16 protein-coding genes are annotated in these 17,118 nt (G+C 64.5%); 3 read left to right on the top strand and 13 right to left on the bottom strand.

All coding sequences use genetic code 11. The annotated features are described in order from the left end of the window. Positions 1-145: 145 nt before the first annotated feature. From CR492_RS12140 to CR492_RS12150, 3 genes are read left to right on the top strand one after another with little or no spacing between them, the layout of a single operon-like run. Positions 146-1,570 carry a cytochrome ubiquinol oxidase subunit I gene (locus tag CR492_RS12140; RefSeq protein WP_102844020.1) on the top strand — a complete coding sequence of 475 codons (1,425 nt, stop codon included), beginning with the start codon at positions 146-148 and terminating at the stop codon, positions 1,568-1,570. A 45-nt stretch (positions 1,571-1,615) separates the two neighbouring features. After that, positions 1,616-2,623 carry a cytochrome d ubiquinol oxidase subunit II gene (gene cydB, locus CR492_RS12145; RefSeq protein WP_102844021.1) on the top strand — a complete coding sequence of 336 codons (1,008 nt, stop codon included), beginning with the start codon at positions 1,616-1,618 and terminating at the stop codon, positions 2,621-2,623. A gap of 20 nt (positions 2,624-2,643) precedes the next feature. Continuing rightward, complete coding sequence (locus tag CR492_RS12150) at positions 2,644-2,781, top strand: DUF2474 domain-containing protein (protein WP_102844079.1); 138 nt, start codon at positions 2,644-2,646, stop codon at positions 2,779-2,781. A 6-nt stretch (positions 2,782-2,787) separates the two neighbouring features. On the opposite strand, the gene CR492_RS12155 is transcribed toward CR492_RS12150, so the two are convergent. The 13 genes from CR492_RS12155 to CR492_RS12215 form a co-directional block, all read right to left on the bottom strand. Continuing rightward, the gene (locus CR492_RS12155; RefSeq protein WP_102844022.1) at positions 2,788-3,489 is read right to left on the bottom strand and encodes an SDR family NAD(P)-dependent oxidoreductase; all 702 of its coding nucleotides are present in this window, start codon (positions 3,487-3,489) and stop codon (positions 2,788-2,790) included. A 23-nt stretch (positions 3,490-3,512) separates the two neighbouring features. Next, complete coding sequence (locus tag CR492_RS12160) at positions 3,513-3,908, bottom strand: dihydrofolate reductase (RefSeq protein WP_102844023.1); 396 nt, start codon at positions 3,906-3,908, stop codon at positions 3,513-3,515. A 108-nt stretch (positions 3,909-4,016) separates the two neighbouring features. After that, positions 4,017-4,646: a sarcosine oxidase subunit gamma gene (locus CR492_RS12165; protein ID WP_180982528.1), complete on the bottom strand. Its 630-nt coding sequence runs from the start codon at positions 4,644-4,646 to the stop codon at positions 4,017-4,019. After that, a complete protein-coding gene (locus CR492_RS12170; RefSeq protein WP_102844025.1) occupies positions 4,639-7,608 on the bottom strand; it encodes a sarcosine oxidase subunit alpha family protein in 2,970 nt (989 codons plus the stop codon). The genes CR492_RS12165 and CR492_RS12170 overlap by 8 nt, the downstream gene beginning before the upstream one ends. Then, complete coding sequence (locus tag CR492_RS12175; RefSeq protein WP_102844026.1) at positions 7,605-7,892, bottom strand: sarcosine oxidase subunit delta; 288 nt, start codon at positions 7,890-7,892, stop codon at positions 7,605-7,607. Before CR492_RS12175 ends, CR492_RS12170 begins: the two co-directional genes overlap by 4 nt. A gap of 36 nt (positions 7,893-7,928) precedes the next feature. Then, positions 7,929-9,179, bottom strand: a complete 1,251-nt coding sequence (locus CR492_RS12180) for a sarcosine oxidase subunit beta family protein (protein WP_102844027.1) — start codon at positions 9,177-9,179, stop codon at positions 7,929-7,931. A gap of 97 nt (positions 9,180-9,276) precedes the next feature. Next, entirely contained in the window at positions 9,277-10,578 is a 1,302-nt protein-coding gene (gene glnT / locus CR492_RS12185) for a type III glutamate--ammonia ligase (RefSeq protein ID WP_102844080.1), read from the bottom strand. 47 nt (positions 10,579-10,625) lie between these two features. Continuing rightward, entirely contained in the window at positions 10,626-11,960 is a 1,335-nt protein-coding gene (locus CR492_RS12190) for an FMN-binding glutamate synthase family protein (RefSeq protein WP_102844028.1), read from the bottom strand. Beyond that, complete coding sequence (locus CR492_RS12195) at positions 11,960-12,667, bottom strand: protein glxC (protein ID WP_102844029.1); 708 nt, start codon at positions 12,665-12,667, stop codon at positions 11,960-11,962. Before CR492_RS12195 ends, CR492_RS12190 begins: the two co-directional genes overlap by 1 nt. Then, the gene (locus CR492_RS12200; RefSeq protein WP_102844081.1) at positions 12,664-13,563 is read right to left on the bottom strand and encodes a class II glutamine amidotransferase; all 900 of its coding nucleotides are present in this window, start codon (positions 13,561-13,563) and stop codon (positions 12,664-12,666) included. The genes CR492_RS12195 and CR492_RS12200 overlap by 4 nt, the downstream gene beginning before the upstream one ends. Before the next feature lie 324 nt (positions 13,564-13,887). Next, positions 13,888-14,799 carry an HpcH/HpaI aldolase/citrate lyase family protein gene (locus CR492_RS12205; RefSeq protein ID WP_102844030.1) on the bottom strand — a complete coding sequence of 304 codons (912 nt, stop codon included), beginning with the start codon at positions 14,797-14,799 and terminating at the stop codon, positions 13,888-13,890. After that, positions 14,796-15,248, bottom strand: coding sequence for a MaoC family dehydratase (locus tag CR492_RS12210; RefSeq protein WP_102844031.1), 453 nt, complete (start codon positions 15,246-15,248; stop codon positions 14,796-14,798). The genes CR492_RS12205 and CR492_RS12210 overlap by 4 nt, the downstream gene beginning before the upstream one ends. Then, positions 15,229-17,118: an acetyl/propionyl/methylcrotonyl-CoA carboxylase subunit alpha gene (locus tag CR492_RS12215; protein ID WP_102844032.1), complete on the bottom strand. Its 1,890-nt coding sequence runs from the start codon at positions 17,116-17,118 to the stop codon at positions 15,229-15,231. The genes CR492_RS12210 and CR492_RS12215 overlap by 20 nt, the downstream gene beginning before the upstream one ends.

Here is a 17,118-nt window from a genome sequence, read left to right on the forward strand (position 1 = left end):
CCTCCGCTGCCGGCGGGAGCGATTTTTTCGCGGACCTGCTTGATACAAGGCCGCACTCTTCCATTATAGTCCGCGAAATTCTGGCCGCCCCGGGCGAAAGCGTCGCAGCGACCGACCGTCGAAGAAGCTAATAAAGGGCCCGTTAATGCTTGGCTTGAGCGCTCTCGATCTCGCCCGCATCCAGTTCGGCTTTACCGTCTCCTTTCACATCATTTTTCCGGCGATCACCATCGGCCTTGCGAGCTATCTCGCTGTGCTCGAGGGGCTTTGGCTGTGGACGAAGGACAGGGCCTATCGCGACCTCTATCGTTTCTGGTCGCAAATCTTCGCCGTGAACTTCGCCATGGGGGTCGTGTCCGGCCTTGTCATGGCCTATCAGTTCGGCACCAACTGGAGCTATTTCTCGGCCTTTGCCGGCGGCGTCACGGGTCCGTTGCTCGCCTATGAGGTGCTGACCGCCTTTTTTCTCGAGGCCGGCTTTCTCGGCGTCGCGCTGTTCGGCTGGAACAGGGTGGGACCTGGCTTGCATTTCTTCGCGACCCTCATGGTCGCCCTCGGCACGCTTGTCTCGGCGACCTGGATTCTCGCCTCGAACAGCTGGATGCAGACGCCGCAAGGATTTGAGATCATCGACGGGCGGGTCGTGCCGGTCGACTGGCTGAAGGTGATCTTCAACCCATCTTTTCCCTACCGGCTTGCGCATATGACGGTTGCGGCCTATCTCGCCACCGCGCTGCTCGTCGGCGCCTCGGGCGCCTGGCATCTTTTGAGGGGCGAGAACACGGCGCGGGTGCGCAAGATGTTCTCTATGGCGATGTGGATGGTCCTCATCGTCGCGCCGATCCAGATCGAGATCGGCGACCAGCATGGGCTGAACACGCTGCAGTATCAGCCGGCCAAGATCGCCGCCATCGAGGGCCATTGGCGCAATGAGCCGGGCGCCAAGGGGTTTCCCCTGATCCTGTTCGGCTGGCCGAACATGGCCAAGCAGGAAACCGAATATAAGCTGGAGGTTCCCCACCTCGGCAGCCTGATCCTGACCCATGAATGGGACGGCCAGATCCGCGGCCTCTCCGAATTCCCCGCCGCCGACCGGCCGGATTCGACCGTCGTATTCTGGACCTTCCGCATCATGGTCGGGCTTGGCATGCTGATGCTGCTGCTCGGGCTCTGGAGCCTTTGGCAGCGGTTCAGGGGCGATCTTTATGATTCGCGGCTGTTCCTGCGCTTCGCCGTGGTCATGGGTCCGTCCGGCACCCTCGCCATTCTCGCCGGCTGGCTGACCACCGAGATCGGCCGGCAGCCCTGGGTCGTCTATGGCGTGATGCGCACCTCCGAGGGGGTGTCGAACCATTCGGCGCTGGCGCTGAGCCTGACGCTCGGCGTCTTCATCGTGATGTATTTCATCGTGTTCGGAACCGGCCTCTACTACATGCTGAAGCTGATCGCCGTCGGGCCGCAGGACCTTGGCCCCGACCGGCCGACGCCCGATATCGACCTCAGCGGCAATACCCCGCTGCATGAGCGGCCCTCGCGGCCGCTCTCGGCCGCTCCGGACATTTCGATCTGACGACGCAATTCATCATCCGCCAGCGCTTTTTTGAAAGACCACGCGATGGGCATTGATCTACCGATCATCTGGGCCGTGATCATCGCCTTCGGCCTCATGATGTATGTGGTCATGGACGGCTTCGATCTCGGCATCGGCATCCTTTTTCCCTTCGTCAAGGACGACAGGGACCGCGATTGCATGATGAACACGGTCGCCCCCGTATGGGACGGCAATGAAACCTGGCTGGTGCTGGGCGGCGCCGGGCTGCTCGCTGCCTTTCCGATCGTCTATTCCTTCGTGCTCAGCGCCCTTTATCTGCCGCTCGTGCTGATGCTCGCCGGGCTGATCTGGCGCGGCGTCGCCTTCGAATTCCGCTTCAAGGCGGACCCGGATCACAAATGGTTCTGGACCCACGCCTTTGCCTGGGGCTCCTACACGGCGACGTTCTTTCAGGGCGTCGCGCTCGGCTCGCTGATCAATGGCTTCAAGGTGGAGGGCCCTTCCTATACTGGCGGCGCCTTCGACTGGATCACGCCGTTCAGCCTCTTCACCGGCGTCGGCCTCACCGTCGCCTATGCGCTGCTCGGCTCGACATGGCTCATCATGAAGACCGAAGGCGATCTGCAGCGGCGCATGATCGAACTGGCGCGGCCGATCACCCTGACGCTGCTCGCCGTCATCGCCATCGTCAGCATCTGGACGCCCTTCGCCCATCCGGCCGTGTTCAAGCGCTGGTTCACTCTGCCCGATCTATTCTTCTTTGCGCCGGTTCCCGTTCTCGTCCTCGCCGCAGCCTTCGGCATTCTCCATTTCCTCAAGCGGGATACGCATTCCGCCCCCTTCGTGCTCGCGCTGCTTCTGCTGTTCCTCGGTTATAGCGGGCTTGGCATCAGCCTCTGGCCGAACATCATCCCGCCCGACCTTTCGATCCGGGCCGCCGCCGGGCCGCCGCAAAGCCTTGGCTTCGCTCTCGTCGGCGCGTTGTTCATTGTTCCGATCATTCTGACCTACACCGCATGGTCCTATTACGTCTTCCGCGGCAAGGTGAAGGTCGGAGACGGCTATCATTGAGCCGCGAGACGGAGTCTCGCGTGTCCGGCCCGGGAAAGCTCTGGCTGCGCCGGGTCGGCTGGCTGGTCCTCATCTGGAGCGCGAGCGTCGCCGCTCTTGGCGTGGTCGCGCTTCTGCTGCGCGCCCTGATGTCCGCCGCCGGGCTTAGGACAAGTTGAGGCCGCTCACCAGGGCACGGTTTCGCCGCGATAATTGAGAAATTTTGCGCCCGGCGTTCCGGCGTTCGCGAGGATCGTGTCGACAAGGCGCGGGATGCTCTCCTCGACGGCAAGCTCTGCATTGGCCCCGCCCATATCCGTGCGCACCCAGCCGGGATCCATGACAAGAATGGCGCGCTCGCCTCCCGCCCGCGCGGCGAAGGAGCGCATCATGGTGTTCAGCGCCGCCTTTGTGCCGCGATAGGCCTCATAGCCGCCGCCGACATTGCGGCTGACGCTGCCGAGCCCGGAGGACATCACGCCAATCGCGCCATCGCGCGGAACGAAGCCTTTCAACGCCTCGACGACCCGGAGCGGGCCGAGCGCATTGGTCAACATGAGCCGTATGAACTCGTCCGTCGTGACTTCGCCGATCGGTTTTGGCGGATCATCGAGCGCGCCGGCGTTGACGAACAGCAGATCGAGCTTGCGGCCCGCCAATTTTTGCGCCAGCGCTTTGAGCTCATCCTGCGACGTGACGTCGAGCGTTTCGATCTCCAACGCGCCGCCGGCCGTGGCGGCAAGATCATGGAGTTGCGTCCGCGCCGTTCCCCGCAAGGTGGCGATGACGCGCCAGCCGCGCGCGAGAAAAGCCTCGGCCATGGCGAGGCCAAGGCCGCGCGACGCGCCGACGATCAGCGCCGTTTTTCCGGTCGGCTCCGTGGCCATCCCTTGTCTTTCCTTGCGTTCGATCACCCGGCGGTGAGCCAGGCCGGATCGAGATAGCGGTCGGCTTCGCCGTCATAGGGCAGCTTCGTCACGTCCCAATGGATGACGAAGCGGGCATAGGCGCTCCACACCGGGGGCCCGCCGCCGATAAATATGACGCGGCCTGGGAAACGGCCAATCACCTCTTCGGGTTCATCGCTCGAGCGCACGGCGACGAGCGTGCGCTCCGGCCGCGCCCAATCGGGAAAAGAGGCGATGGTGCGGGGCCCCGCGATCAGCACATGGCCGCGCGTCAGATCGAAGAAGCGCGCGACGTCGGCCTTATATTCGCGGCCGGGGTTGCCTTCCCACGGCAGGCGCCCGTTGAGGCCAAGCTGTCCCCGCCGTCCGATCGCGCAAATCACGCGGACATCGGCCATGCATGCGTCTCCCTCGCCAAAACATTAAGACTCGCGAGTCGGTTTAGCCTGCTTCCCGGCCGAATGAAAACACCCGGCCACAGGAAGCCCCTCGGCTTTCGCGAAAGATCAGATCACGGCTTGCGCCGGCTCGACCGTCAACCCGAAACGAAGCGCAGCGTCCGTCAACGCATGATATAGGCTGCCGGCAAAGCTGCGCGGAACGGCGCATTCATAAAATCCGCCATCGAGCCTGCGCCGAAGCTGCACGCTCATGCCGTGGATTTGCGTCATGGCGCAGGCGCCAGGCGCGAAACCTTGTTCGCCAAGATCGATCGGCGCCAACTTCGCCAACGCCTCGACGACGCTTCGCCCCGAAAGCTGGAACGTGACGAAGCCATGCGAGACGTCGAGCACGGTCGCGCTTTCAAGCGCGGCCGCGGCAAGCGCCGCCCGCCGCTCTGCTCGCCCGTCGCCGCGCGAAATGGCGTGCCAGCGCGAAGGGCCTACCCCAACGAAATCGAAGCCGCCCGCCGCGATGGTTTTCGGCCCGTTGACGGGGGCCGCGCCAAAGCTGTTCGCAAGCGACGCCAACAGCTGCGCCGCACTGCCCCGGCGCGCCTCGATATTGAAGCGGTCTTCGTCGGCGATCAATGTGAGGACAACGCCCGAAGCGCCGGGCGGCCCACTGCGGCCGGGACGGAGATAATGGGGGACGAGATCCAGCGCGAGGCCGGGGAGGGTAAATGAGTCAGACACGCGGGCGCTCGCCATTTGGATCGTAGAAACAGGGCGCGACGATCCGCGCCGCGCAATCGCCGCCACGGACGGGGTCAAAAATGCGGACCTCGTCGCCGAGCCGGTCGGGACCGCCGGAGACGAAGCCGAGCGCGATGAAGGAGCGCAGCGTCGGCGACCAGGCGGCAGAGCTCAGCCAGCCGAGATCGCTTGCGGCCGAAGGCGCGACGCCTGTTTCAACCACATGGGCGCCGGCGCGCAACCGATCGTTCGGGTCGAGCGGCGTCAGGCCGACGAGACGCGCGCGTTTGCGATCGTTCAGCGCCGGACGCGCCGACAGCACGCGGCCAATATGATCCTTGTCCTTCGAAAGGGCGCGGGCGAGGCCGAGATCATAGGCGGTCGTCTGGCCATTGATTTCGGAGCCCGCCGGATGGCCCTTTTCGATGCGCATCACGCCCATCGCTTCGCTGCCATAGGGCGCAATGCCATAGGCGGCGCCAACGTCCAGAATGCGCCTGAACAGCGCGGCGCCGTAGCCGGCGGGGACCGCGACCTCGAAGGCGCGCTCGCCCGAAAAAGAGAGCGCGCAGAGCCGCGCCGGGACGCCGTCGCAGATCGTGAGCTCTGCCGCCGACATCGGCGGAAAGACCGTCCGCGTGATGGCGCGCGGCGCATCGACCAGCGCCTGCACGACGGCAGGGGAGCGCGGCCCGGCGATGGCGAACTGCGCCCAGCCGTCCGTGACCGCCGCGAGGTTGACGTCAAGCTCCGGCCACAGCGCCTGACGGCAAAACAACATGTGGCGGTAGACGGAAGCGGCGTGCGCCGTCGAGGCGTAGACGAGGAAATGGTCCGGCGCGAAGCGCGCGATCATCCCGTCGTCCATCATGAAGCCGTCTTCGCGCAGCATGACGAAATAGCCGCAGCGGCCCGGCCGGATTGCACTCGCGCGCGTCGCGCAGACCCGGTCGAGGAAGACGCCGGCGTCCGCGCCCAAGACTTCGATCTTGCCGAGCGTCGAGACGTCGGTGACGCCAACGCGGGTGCGCACCGTTTCGACCTCGCGGGCGGCGGTCGCGGCGAGGTCCGCGTCTTCGGGAATGGGAAAATATTGCGGCCGCTTCCACTGGCCGACGTCGACGAAGGGCGCGCCGGCCTCGCTGGAAAGAGCGTGGATCGCCGTTTCCCGCACGGGCCGAAAGGCGCCGCGCCGATGATCGCCGGCGACCGCGCCAAGCGCGAGCGGAACCACCGGCGGCCGCGCCAGCGTCACGCCCGTCTCGGGGATGGTGCGCCCCGTCAACTGCGCCATCATCGCCAGCGCTGAGATATTGGCGGTGCGGCCCTGCTCCGTCGCCATGCCGAGCGTCGTATAGCGTTTCAGATGTTCGACCGAGCGATAGCCCTCGCGATGGGCGAGCACGACGTCGGAGGCCGTGACGTCATGCTGGAAATCGACGAAAATCTTGCCGTCCTTGGCTGGATTTGGCCGCCATGCTGCGAGCGAGCCGGCCGTCGAGGTCTGCGCGACGGTCGGCAGCTTTGGCGCGGGCGCGGCAAAACCCTGCGCCGCCGCGCACGCGGCGCCCGCCGCCGCCGCCTCGGCGAAAATCTCCGCGAGCCCGAATACGCCGGCCGCGGCTCCGGCCGGCTCGACGCCCTGAGCCGTCCCGCCTGCGAGGAAGGCCGAAATATTTTCGGACCAGCTCGGCTTGCCGCCGAAATGGCTGGCAAGCTGGATCGCAGGATTGAAGCCGCCCGACACGGCCAGCGCGTCGACCTCAAATCGCTTCTGCGCCCCGCCCGCCGCAACGATGATCGCGCTGAGGCCTTTGGCGCCCTCCGTCCCAAGGACTGCGCCTTCGAGCATGATGGGAACCGCCTTCGCCACATCGGCAAAGGCGGCGGGGGCGCTCGCGCGCGTATCGACGAGCACAACAGGCGTCAAACCCGCGCGCAGAAAATCGCGCGCCGTGAGCCATCCATCATCGGTTGATGTGTAGATCGCCGCCACGCGCCCGGCGGCGACGCCGAAGCGGTTGAGATAGGTCCGCACGGCGGAAGACAACATGATCCCCGGCCGGTCATTGTCCGGGAAGGCAAGCGGCCGCTCGGTTGAGCCCGCAGCAAGGATCGTGCGCTTGGCGACGATGCGCCAGAAACGCTGGCGCGGCTGGAATGCGGACGGCTCCGGATAATGATCCGAAACGCGCTCCAGCGCCGCGAAGCAGCCGTCGAAGGCGGCAGTGACGGTTGTGCGCAGCATGATCCGCACGTTCGGCAGCGCGGCCAGTTCGGCGGCGGCGGAGACGGCCCATTCGGGCGCAGGCCTGCCGTCGATGAACTCGCGATCGGACAGAAGCTGGCCGCCGACGCGCGGCTGATCCTCACAAAGGATGACGTCCGCCCCGGCTCGCGCGGCGGTCAGCGCCGCCATCAGACCGGCAGGCCCGGCGCCGACCACGAGCACATCGCAAAAAGCGTTCGAGCGTTCATATGTGTCCGGGTCTTCGACGCCGCTGGCGCGGCCAAGGCCGGCGGCGCGCCGGATGACGGGTTCGTACAGTTTCTCCCAGAAGGACGCCGGCCACATGAACGTCTTGTAGTAGAAGCCCGCCGAGAAGATTGGCTTCAGCAGGCCGTTGACCGCCATGGCGTCGAAGGCCAGCGAGGGCCAGCGATTCTGGCTGCGCGCAACGAGGCCGTCATATAATTCGACCGCCGTCGCCTTGACGTTCGGCTCGCGCCGCGCGCCTTCGCGCAATTCGACCAGCGCATTTGGCTCCTCATGGCCGGCCGAGAGCACGCCGCGCGGACGGTGGTATTTGAAGGAGCGGCCAAAAAGCCTGACGCCATTGGCGAGGAGCGCCGAGGCGAGCGTGTCGCCCGCATATCCCGTATAGGCTTTGCCGTCGAAAGTGAATTTCAGCGGACGCGAGCGGTCGATCAGCCCGCCGTCCGCCAACCGGAAGCCGCTCATGATTTTGCGCCTTCCGCGTCGCTTGCGACGAGGGACGCGCCAAAAATCTCATGCGTTCGCGTGTCGCGCTCAATCACAAGCCAGCTCTGGCAGCCGGAGGCGTGCAGCCAGTGCTCTTTGTGGCGCCCGGCGGGATTGTCACGGAGGTAGACGGCGTCGACGAAACCCGCGCGCGATGCCTCGCTATCGAGATCGGCGGCGGCGTCCGGCCGCGCGCGCGCTTCTCCCTTGACCGTGAACTCCAGAAGATCACGGGGTCCGCAATAGGGACAGTTGATCAGCATGCATCTAGCCTTGTTGATATGCGGCGCGGGCCGCGCTCAATGTAGATTTGGCGTTGCGCCAACGCCTTTTTCATCGATGACGCGCCCGGTCGCGAAGCGGTCAAGCCGGAAGGGCGCCGCGGCCTGATGTGGCTCGCCTTTGGCGATCAGATGCGCGAAACAGAAGCCCGCCGCTGGCGTCGCCTTGAACCCGCCATAACACCAGCCGCCGTTGAAGAACAGCCCTTCGATCGGCGTTGCGTCGATGATCGGCGAGCCGTCCATGCTCATGTCCATGACGCCGCCCCAGCTGCGCAGAATGCGCAGCCGCCCGAGCATCGGCATCACCGCCATGGCGTTTTCCGCGACGTCGGAAAAGACATGGAGGCTGCCGCGCTGCGCATAGGACGGGAAGGGATCGAGGTCGCCGCCGAAGACGAGGCTGCCCTTGTCCGATTGCGAAATGTAGAAATGCCCAGCGCCGAAGGTGACGACGCAATCAATCAGCGGCTTGATGCTTTCCGTGACGAACGCCTGGAGCGCATAGGTCTCGATCGGCAGCCGCATATCGGCAAGAGCAGCGACGCGCGAGGAGTTGCCGGCGACCGACAGGCCGACACGATTTGCGCCGACAAACCCCTTGGTAGTTTCAACGCCGACAATCTTGCCGCCTTCGCTCCGGAGCCCAGTCGCTTCGCAATTCTCGATGATGTCGACGCCGCGCTTATCGGCCGCGCGGGCATAGCCCCACACCACGGCGTCATGACGGGCCGTGCCGCCGCGTCGCTGGACGAGGCCGCCAATAATCGGAAAGCGCGCGTTGTCGAAATCGAGATAGGGCGCCATGCCTCTCACCGCTTCGCGGTCGATCAACTCGGCGTCGACGCCATGCAGGCGCATGGCGTTGCCGCGGCGCGCGAAGGCGTCGCGCTGCGCGTCGCTATGGCAGAGATTGAGCACGCCCCGCTGCGAGACCATGGCGTTGTAGTTGAGATCCTGCTCCAGCCCTTCCCATAGCTTCATGCCAAGCTCATAGAAGGGGATGTTGCCGGGCAGCAGATAGTTCGAGCGGATGATGGTCGTGTTGCGCCCGGCATTGCCGGAGCCGATCCAGCCCTTCTCGATCACCGCGACATTATTTACGCCGAAATCCTTGGCGAGATAATGCGCGGTGGCAAGGCCATGGCCGCCGCCGCCGACGATCACGACATCATAGGCGGGTTTCGGTTCGGCCTTGCGCCAGTGCGGCGTCCAGCCGGTCCCGCCGTTCAGCGCGTTCCTGAGTAGCTGAAAGCCGGAGAATGTCATGCGTCATATCCTGTGCGCGCCTCGCCGTAGCAGGCGCGATGGCCCGCGGAAAGCAGACCTGAAGAAGATCATACGCGGCGATCGCCGCCGCGTCCGATCAGCAGTCGAGCGTCTGTTCACGCTCCCAATCCGTCAGATAACGGGTAAAGTCCTGCCATTCCTGATGCTTCATCTTGGCGTAGGACGAGACAAAGGCTTCGCCAAGGCCTTCCTTGACGACGGGCGAGGATTCAAACAGGCGCAGGGCGTCGAGCAAATTCTGCGGCAGCCGTTTCGCGCCGTTGCATTTATGCGGCTCGGCGTACATATCGAAATCAGACCGCTCGCCGGGATGCCGGTTGGTTTTGAGACCGTCGAGACCCGCGCAGAGGATCGCCGCCTGCAGCAAATAAGGATTGGCCGATCCGTCGGCTAGTCGGAACTCGAAGCGCCCGCCTTCCGGGATGCGGATCATATGCGTGCGGTTGTTGCCGGTGTAGGTGACCGAGGCAGGGGCCCAGGTCGCCCCAGACACGGTGCGCGGAGCGCTAAGCCGCTTGTAGGAATTGATGGTCGGGTTGGTGAGCGCGCAGAGCGCGTCGGCGTGGGCCATGAGGCCGCCAAGGAATCGATAGCCAAGGTCGGAGACGCCAAGTTCGCCTTTTTCGTCCTCGAAGGCGTTGTCCTCGCCGCGCCACAGCGAGACGTGCGAGTGGCAACCCGAGCCCGTCAGCGCGGCGAAGGGCTTTGGCATGAAAGTGGCGCGCATGCCGTGCTTTTCCGCCAGCGACTTCACCATATATTTGAAGAAGGCGTGGCGATCGGCTGTCTTCAGCGCCTCGTCATATTCCCAGTTCATTTCAAACTGGCCGTTGGCGTCTTCATGGTCGCTCTGGTAGGGATTCCAGCCGAGCTCGTCCATCGCTTCGGAGATCTCGGTGATGACGTCGTAGCGGCGCATCAGCGCCAGCTGGTCGTAGCAGGATTTCGTCTGCTTGTCGGCGCCGTCGGCGATTGAGGTCCCATCCGGCGCGAGCAGGAAAAACTCGCATTCGACGCCGGCGCGCATCTCATAGCCGAGTTCGCCGAGCTTGCCGATCAGGCTCTTTAAAACCCCGCGCGGCGCCTGCTCGACCGGTTTGCCGTCCATATAGAGATCGGCGGCGAGCCAGGCGACTTCGCGCTTCCACGGCAGCTGGATCAGACTTGCGGGATCAGGCACCGCAAACAGATCGGGCATGGCGGGCGTCATATCAAGCCATGTCGCGAAGCCCGCAAATCCCGCGCCGTCGCGGGCCATCTTGTCGATCGCCCGGGCCGGCACCAGCTTGGCGCGCATCGTGCCGAACAGGTCAGTGTAGGAAACGAGGAAATTCTTGACGCCGCGCTCCTTGGCGACTTCGGATAGAAGCTTCGACATGATAGATCCGCCCTGTTGATGCGCAGTCTTGCTCGCGACGCCAAAGTTTAGCCCACCGGGCTTCCCGGAATCCATGACGTTCCGGCCAGCGGAACGCCGGCCATCGCCGCCGCCTCGACCGTCAGCGCGACGAGGTCTTCGGGCTCGAGATTATGCACATGGCTCTTGCCGCACGCGCGGGCGATGGTCTGAGCCTCGAGCGTCAACACCGAAAGGTAGTTCGCGAGCCTTCTGCCGGCCGCGACGGGGTCGAGCCGCTTTGCGAGTTCCGGATCCTGCGTCGTGATGCCCGCGGGATCGCGGCCTTCATGCCAATCATCATAAGCTCCTGCCGTCGTGCCGAGCGCCTGATATTCGGCCTCAAAACGCGGGTCGTTGTCGCCAAGAGCGATCAGCGCCGCGGTGCCGATCGAGGCGACATCCGCGCCAAGGGCCAGGGCCTTGGCGACATCGGCGCCGTTGCGGATGCCGCCCGACACGATGAGCTGGACCTTGCGATGCATGCCAAGGTCCTGCAACGCGCGCACAGCGGGCCGGATCGCCGCGAGAATCGGAATGCCGACATGCTCGATGAAGACTTCCTGCGTCGCCGCCGTGCCGCCCTGCATGCCGTCAAGCACGATGACGTCGGCGCCCGCCTTCACCGCGAGAGCTGTGTCGTAATAGGGCCGCGAGGCGCCGACCTTGACATAGATCGGCTTCTCCCAATCGGTGATTTCGCGCAGCTCCTCGATCTTGATTTCGAGATCGTCCGGGCCGGTCCAGTCAGGATGGCGGCACGAGGAGCGCTGGTCGATGCCTTCCGGCAGCGTGCGCATCGCCGCGACGCGCTTCGAGATTTTCTGGCCAAGCAGCATGCCGCCGCCGCCGGGCTTCGCGCCCTGGCCGACCACCACTTCGATCGCGTCGGCGCGGCGCAGATCGTCAGGGTTCATGCCATAGCGCGAGGGCAGATATTGATAGACGAGGATCGACGAATGGCCGCGCTCTTCCTGCGTCATGCCGCCGTCGCCGGTGGTCGTCGAGGTCCCGACGGCGGAAGCGCCGCGTCCGAGCGCTTCCTTGGCCTGGGCCGACAGCGAACCAAAACTCATGCCCGCGATGGTGACGGGAATTTTCAGCTCGATCGGCTTCCTGGCGAAACGCGCGCCGAGTACGACCGACGTGCCGCATTTCTCGCGATATCCTTCAAGCGGATAGCGCGACATTGAGGCGCCGAGAAAAAGCAGATCGTCGAAATGAGGAACCTTGCGCTTGGCGCCGCCGCCGCGAATATCGTAGATGCCGGTCGCCGCCGCGCGCCGGATTTCCGACGTTGTCTGCGGATCGAAGGTCGCTGAAAAGCGCGGCAGGGTCCGCGGGACGCGAGTCTGGTCGTTCATCAATAGGCCCCCGCATTGTCGACGTGGAAATGATACAGGGCGCGCGCCGAGCCATAGCGCCTGAAGTCGCCGATATCGACCTCGCCCGCCGCGCCGGCGAGCTTCAGTCTTTCGTAAAGCTCCGCGCGATGGATATCCTCCATCGGTTTCTCGATACAGTCGGCGCCAAGGCTCTTGACCGAGCCGCGAACGTAAAGTTTCGCCTCATAGATCGAGTCGCCGAGCGCCTCGCCGGCGTCGCCGAAGACAGTGAGCGTTCCAGCCTGCGCCATGAAGGCGGACATCGGACCGATCGAACCTTTGACGAGAATGTCAACGCCCTTCATCGAAATGCCGCAGCGCCCGGAGGCATTGCCCTCGATCACGATCGCGCCGCCATGCGCGGTCGCCCCGGCCGCCTGGCTGACGTCGCCTTTCACATAGATGAGGCCCGACATCATGTTCTCGCCAAGACCAAGGCCTGCGTTGCCGTTGACGATGACGGTCGCCTGCTTGTTCATGCCGGCGCAATAATAGCCGACGTCGCCGTCGATCTCTATGGTCACGTCAGCGTCGACGCCGGCCGCGATGGCGTGAACGCCGCGCGGATTGAGAACGCGCCAACGGGGCAGATTGGCCCCCTCCTTGACCCTGTGCAGGAACTGGTTGAGTTCACGCACGGAGCTCGTGGCGAGGTCGAAGGTTTTCGCGGGAGCTTCCGTGGTCATGCTGCGCGCTCCCAGAAATAGACAGTGGCGGGGTCTGGTTCGAAAATTCGGGCGTGCTCGATTCCCGGCAAGGCGCTGAGCGCCCGATATTCGGTGCCAAAGGCGACATATTGATCGGTCTCGGCCATGACGGCGTGCTTGCAGCCGATCGGATCACGCAACACCCCGAACCCCGTGTCGGTGCCGACGACGAAAGTGTAGAACCCGTCGAGTTCCTTCAGCGAAGCTTCGAGCGCTTCCCCGAGGCTATCGCCTTCGCGGATCCGCCAGGACAGATAGCCAGCGGCGACTTCGCTATCGTTTTCGGTCGCGAAGGAAACGCCCTCGCGCGAAAGGCGCCGCCGCATCAGATTGTGGTTCGACAGCGAACCATTGTGCACGAGGCACTGATCCTTGCCCGTCGAAAAGGGATGCGCGCCGGCTGTGGTGACGGCCGATTCGGTCGCCATCCGCGTATGACCGACGCCATGCGTGCCAGACATTCCGGCAAGATCGAACCGTCGCGCCACATCAGCGGGAAGGCCGACCTCCTTGTACAGCTCCATATGCGCGCCAACCGAGCTCACGGTCAGTTGCGGCGCGAGCGCCTTGACCGCGGCGAGCGCGCGCTGTTCGGCCGAACTTGGCGCAACGAGCACGAGATGCGTGCTCCGCTGGATGATTTCGGCGTCAAAATCGAGCACGGCGTTGAGCTCGGCGGCAAATAGCGCGACGTCGAAATCGGCCGGCGCGCGCAAGGTGATCTTGGTCGCGTCCGGCGCGCGTTCGCCATAGATCGCAAAGCCCGCGCTGTCAGGACCCCGCGCCGTCATTGTTTCAAGCATGACGGCAAGGTGCCTTCCGAGTTCTGGCTCCAGAGCCCTGTCTTTCAGAAACAATCCTACAATGCCGCACATCGCCCGAATGACTCCCGCCATGTTTCTTGCGAAGAAATTAGCGATCCTAGTAGGAAACAGCAAGTGATATTTTAGGGGCTTTGGAAATTTATCATGCCGGGCGGATAGCGCCGCGCCGCGCGCTTCGGGCGTCTTGCCGGCCGCGACGGCGTCGCCGTTGGCCCGAAGGCGAGCATGGGCGCGGATTGCGATCGCCGCCGTCGCCGCCGTGATCCGAGCCCGAGCGCGCAGCCGCGTCTTATAGATCTGCAATCCTGTCGGGAGGTCCGTAATCCGTCGCAGCGGAATATTCGTGTTGAAAGCCTCAGATCCGGGCGCTTTTCGTCAAAGACGAGACTTTGGTCGGGGCGTTTTCGCAGAACCGTCCGGCTCTCCTTGCTGCGCCCTTGCCAGGACGTTTTGCGCTTGCCTGAGATGCGGCCGGTCGATCATTTCGCCACGCAGCGCGAGCGTTCCGGCCCCTGGCTGGTTTGCAAAAAGCGCGATGATTTCGGACGCTCTCCGGACCTCTTCATCGCTTGGGGCGAACGCCTGATTGATGATTGGAACCTGCGACGGATGGATCGCCATCATTCCCCTGAAACCGTCGCGCCGGCCCCGCGCGGCATAATTTGCAAGTCCGGCGAGGTCCCTGAAGTTTGGATAGACGGTTTCGATCGCCGCGACATTTGCCGCCGCCGCCGCGAAGAGGCAGAATGATCGCGCCATTTGATAGGGCATGGTCAGCTCGCCGGCGTCATCGCGCGGACTGCTGGCGCCGACGGCGCTTGAAAGATCTTCCGCCCCCCATGTCATGCCGGCCATGCGCGGCGGCGCTGGAGCAAAGCTGTTCATCAGAAAGATCGCCGCGGCGGTTTCCGTGACAATCGGCAAAACGCGAATATGGCCCGGATCGAGTCCACGCTCCTTTTCGACGGCCAGAAGTATGTCGCCGAGCCTCGCGAGATCTGCGCCGCCTTCACATTTGGGAAGGACAACCCCCGCCAGCGCGGGGCACGCGACGGCATGGACATCGGCAACACAGGATGATGAAAGCGGATTGACGCGCACCCACATCGACGCGGCGCGCCCGCTCGACGCCAGATAAGCCGCGGTCGCCCGGCGCGCCTCTTCCTTTCCGGAATCGGCCACCGAATCCTCGAGGTCGATGATCAGCGCATCGGCGCCGGCGGACGCTGCTTTCTCGAGTTTCCTCGACGAATCGCCGGGCACAAAAAGCCATGAGCGCGGCGTCATGACGGACGCCGTTTGAGCAGGGCGGTCCTCAGACACTCGCACACGCATTCGTCCCGCTGATTGAACATCTTGTGATGGAAAACAACGATGCCCGCATCGGGCCTCGACTTGCTCTCGCGCAGTTCCGCCAGCAGCGTTTCGGCGCGAAGCGTATCGCCGATAAACACCGGCTTTGGCATTTTGACGCGATCGTAACCGAGATTGGCGATCAGCGTGCCAAGCGTCGTCTCGGCGACGCTGACGCCGACGAGCAGGGCGAAGGTGAAGGTTCCGTTCACAAGAATTTGCCCGAACTCGCTGGCCCCCGCCGCCACTGCGTCGAGATGCAGTGGCTGCGGATTATGCGTCAACGCGCTGATGAGCAAATTGTCGGTCTCCGTGACCGTCCGCCGGAGCGGATGGACAAGGCGCTCCCCGAGCGCCCATTCTTCATAAAATCGTCCCGTCATTGTCCGTCCTGCGCAGCGCTATGAGGAGCATGCCTTCTTTGACCTGCTCCCCTTCCTCGATGCCGAGTTGGTCGACGACGCCGTCGAACGGGGCCTTCATCGCGTGCTCCATCTTCATGGCCTCCAGCGTGATCAGAAGCTGACCCTTCTTCACGCTCGCGCCGGAAGTCGTCGCAAGGGCGACGATCCGGCCGGGCATCGGCGCGATGATCGTGCCGTCGGCGTCGGACTCGGGCTCGCCGAATTGCGTCAGCTCGGTGTCGAACGTGAAGGCCTGTCCATCCTCGAAGACGATGATCTGGTCAGCAACGGCCAGGGTGGCGAGAGCGCTTTCCCGATCGACCGGAACGACGATCTCCTTGCGGCCGAGCACCAGTCTTGCTTTCTTGACGTGGGCGCCATTGAGCCGGAAGCCTTCAATGCCGGAGAGGGGCCCCTTGACCGCCGCGCGGGTCTGGGCCAGGGACGCTGCGGCTCCCGCCAGCAGGACTTCGTCGCTCGGCAACGCGTTGGGCAGGAGAGCGTCAAGATGCTCCGCGATAAATCCGGTATGCACCTTGCCATTGACGAAATCTGGATGCCTGAGCGCGCGCGTCAGGAAGCCGGCGTTGGTTTTGACTGGCCAGACCTCCACGCGCGCCGTTGCATCCGCCAGTCGCTCGGCCGCCAGTTTGCGCGTCGGCGCATGGACAATCAGCTTGGCGATCATCGGATCGTAGAGCGGCGTGACCTCGCCGCCTTCTTCCACCCCGGCGTCGACGCGAATCCTGGCCGGCGTGCGAAAGCGCTGCAAGGGTCCGATCGACGGCAGAAAGCCGGTCAGCGGATCTTCGGCATAGAGCCGCGCCTCGATGGAGTAGCCGCTCAGTGTGATCTGCTCCTGCCGCAGCGGGAGCGCCTCGCCCGACGCCACCCGGAGCTGCCACTCGACGAGATCTTGTCCCGTCACCATCTCCGTCACGGGATGCTCGACCTGCAGCCTTGTGTTCATCTCCATGAAATAGATCGCGTCGGCCCGCAGTCCCTTTGAGCTGTCGGCGATGAACTCCACCGTGCCGGCGCCGCGATAGCCGATGGCGCGCGCGGCGCGCACGGCCGCTTCATGGATGACGGCGCGCGCCTCGTCCGGCATATCGGGCGCCGGCGCCTCCTCGATCACTTTCTGATGGCGCCGCTGCAGCGAGCAGTCGCGCTCGAACAGATGCACGACATTGCCGAAGCAATCCGCGAACAGTTGCACTTCGATGTGACGCGGACGCTGCACATAGGTCTCGAGCATGACGCGCTGGTCGCCGAACGCCACGCCGGCTTCGCGACGACATAACGCCAGCGCGTCGAGGAAATCCTCGATTCGCTCGACCTTGCGCATCCCCTTGCCGCCGCCGCCGGCCACGGCTTTGATCAGAACAGGAAAGCCGAGTTTTTCCGCTTCAGCGGCGAGGCGTTTTTCGCTCTGGTCCTCGCCAAGGTAGCCTGGCGTGACGGGGACGCCGGCCTCGAGCATGCGGGCCTTCGCGGCGTCCTTGAGGCCCATGGCGCGAATCGCCGCCGCCGGCGGTCCGACCCAGATGAGCCCGTTGTGCTCGACCGCTTCGGCGAACTCGGCATTCTCGGACAGGAACCCGTAGCCGGGATGAATGGCTTGCGTCCCCGTGCGGATGGCTGCTTCGATGATCTTGTCGCCTGCGAGATAGCTGTCCCTTGCCGTCGCGCCGCCGAGGCAGACGGCCTGATCGGCCAGCCGCACATGCAGGGCGTCGCAATCGGCCTCGGAGAATACCGCCAGAGTTCTGACGCCGAGGCGCCGGGCGGTGCGAATGATGCGACAGGCGATCTCGCCCCTGTTCGCAATGAGTAACGAGCCAATCAT

The sequence above is a fragment of the Methylocella silvestris genome (assembly GCF_002891535.1).
Classification (GTDB): domain Bacteria; phylum Pseudomonadota; class Alphaproteobacteria; order Rhizobiales; family Beijerinckiaceae; genus Methylocapsa; species Methylocapsa silvestris_A.

Bases quoted from the DNA above. Each gene is read 5' to 3' on its own strand.
- CR492_RS12140 (WP_102844020.1), top strand. From the start codon at position 146: ATGCTTGGCTTGAGCGCTCTCGATCTCGCCCGCATCCAGTTCGGCTTT.
- cydB (WP_102844021.1), top strand. From the start codon at position 1,616: ATGGGCATTGATCTACCGATCATCTGGGCCGTGATCATCGCCTTCGGC.
- CR492_RS12155 (WP_102844022.1), bottom strand. From the start codon at position 3,489: ATGGCCACGGAGCCGACCGGAAAAACGGCGCTGATCGTCGGCGCGTCG.
- CR492_RS12160 (WP_102844023.1), bottom strand. From the start codon at position 3,908: ATGGCCGATGTCCGCGTGATTTGCGCGATCGGACGGCGGGGACAGCTT.
- CR492_RS12170 (WP_102844025.1), bottom strand. From the start codon at position 7,608: ATGAGCGGCTTCCGGTTGGCGGACGGCGGGCTGATCGACCGCTCGCGT.
- CR492_RS12175 (WP_102844026.1), bottom strand. From the start codon at position 7,892: ATGCTGATCAACTGTCCCTATTGCGGACCCCGTGATCTTCTGGAGTTC.
- CR492_RS12180 (WP_102844027.1), bottom strand. From the start codon at position 9,179: ATGACATTCTCCGGCTTTCAGCTACTCAGGAACGCGCTGAACGGCGGG.
- glnT (WP_102844080.1), bottom strand. From the start codon at position 10,578: ATGTCGAAGCTTCTATCCGAAGTCGCCAAGGAGCGCGGCGTCAAGAAT.
- CR492_RS12190 (WP_102844028.1), bottom strand. From the start codon at position 11,960: ATGAACGACCAGACTCGCGTCCCGCGGACCCTGCCGCGCTTTTCAGCG.
- CR492_RS12195 (WP_102844029.1), bottom strand. From the start codon at position 12,667: ATGACCACGGAAGCTCCCGCGAAAACCTTCGACCTCGCCACGAGCTCC.
- CR492_RS12200 (WP_102844081.1), bottom strand. From the start codon at position 13,563: ATGTGCGGCATTGTAGGATTGTTTCTGAAAGACAGGGCTCTGGAGCCA.
- CR492_RS12205 (WP_102844030.1), bottom strand. From the start codon at position 14,799: ATGACGCCGCGCTCATGGCTTTTTGTGCCCGGCGATTCGTCGAGGAAA.
- CR492_RS12210 (WP_102844031.1), bottom strand. From the start codon at position 15,248: ATGACGGGACGATTTTATGAAGAATGGGCGCTCGGGGAGCGCCTTGTC.
- CR492_RS12215 (WP_102844032.1), bottom strand. From the start codon at position 17,118: ATGATTGGCTCGTTACTCATTGCGAACAGGGGCGAGATCGCCTGTCGC.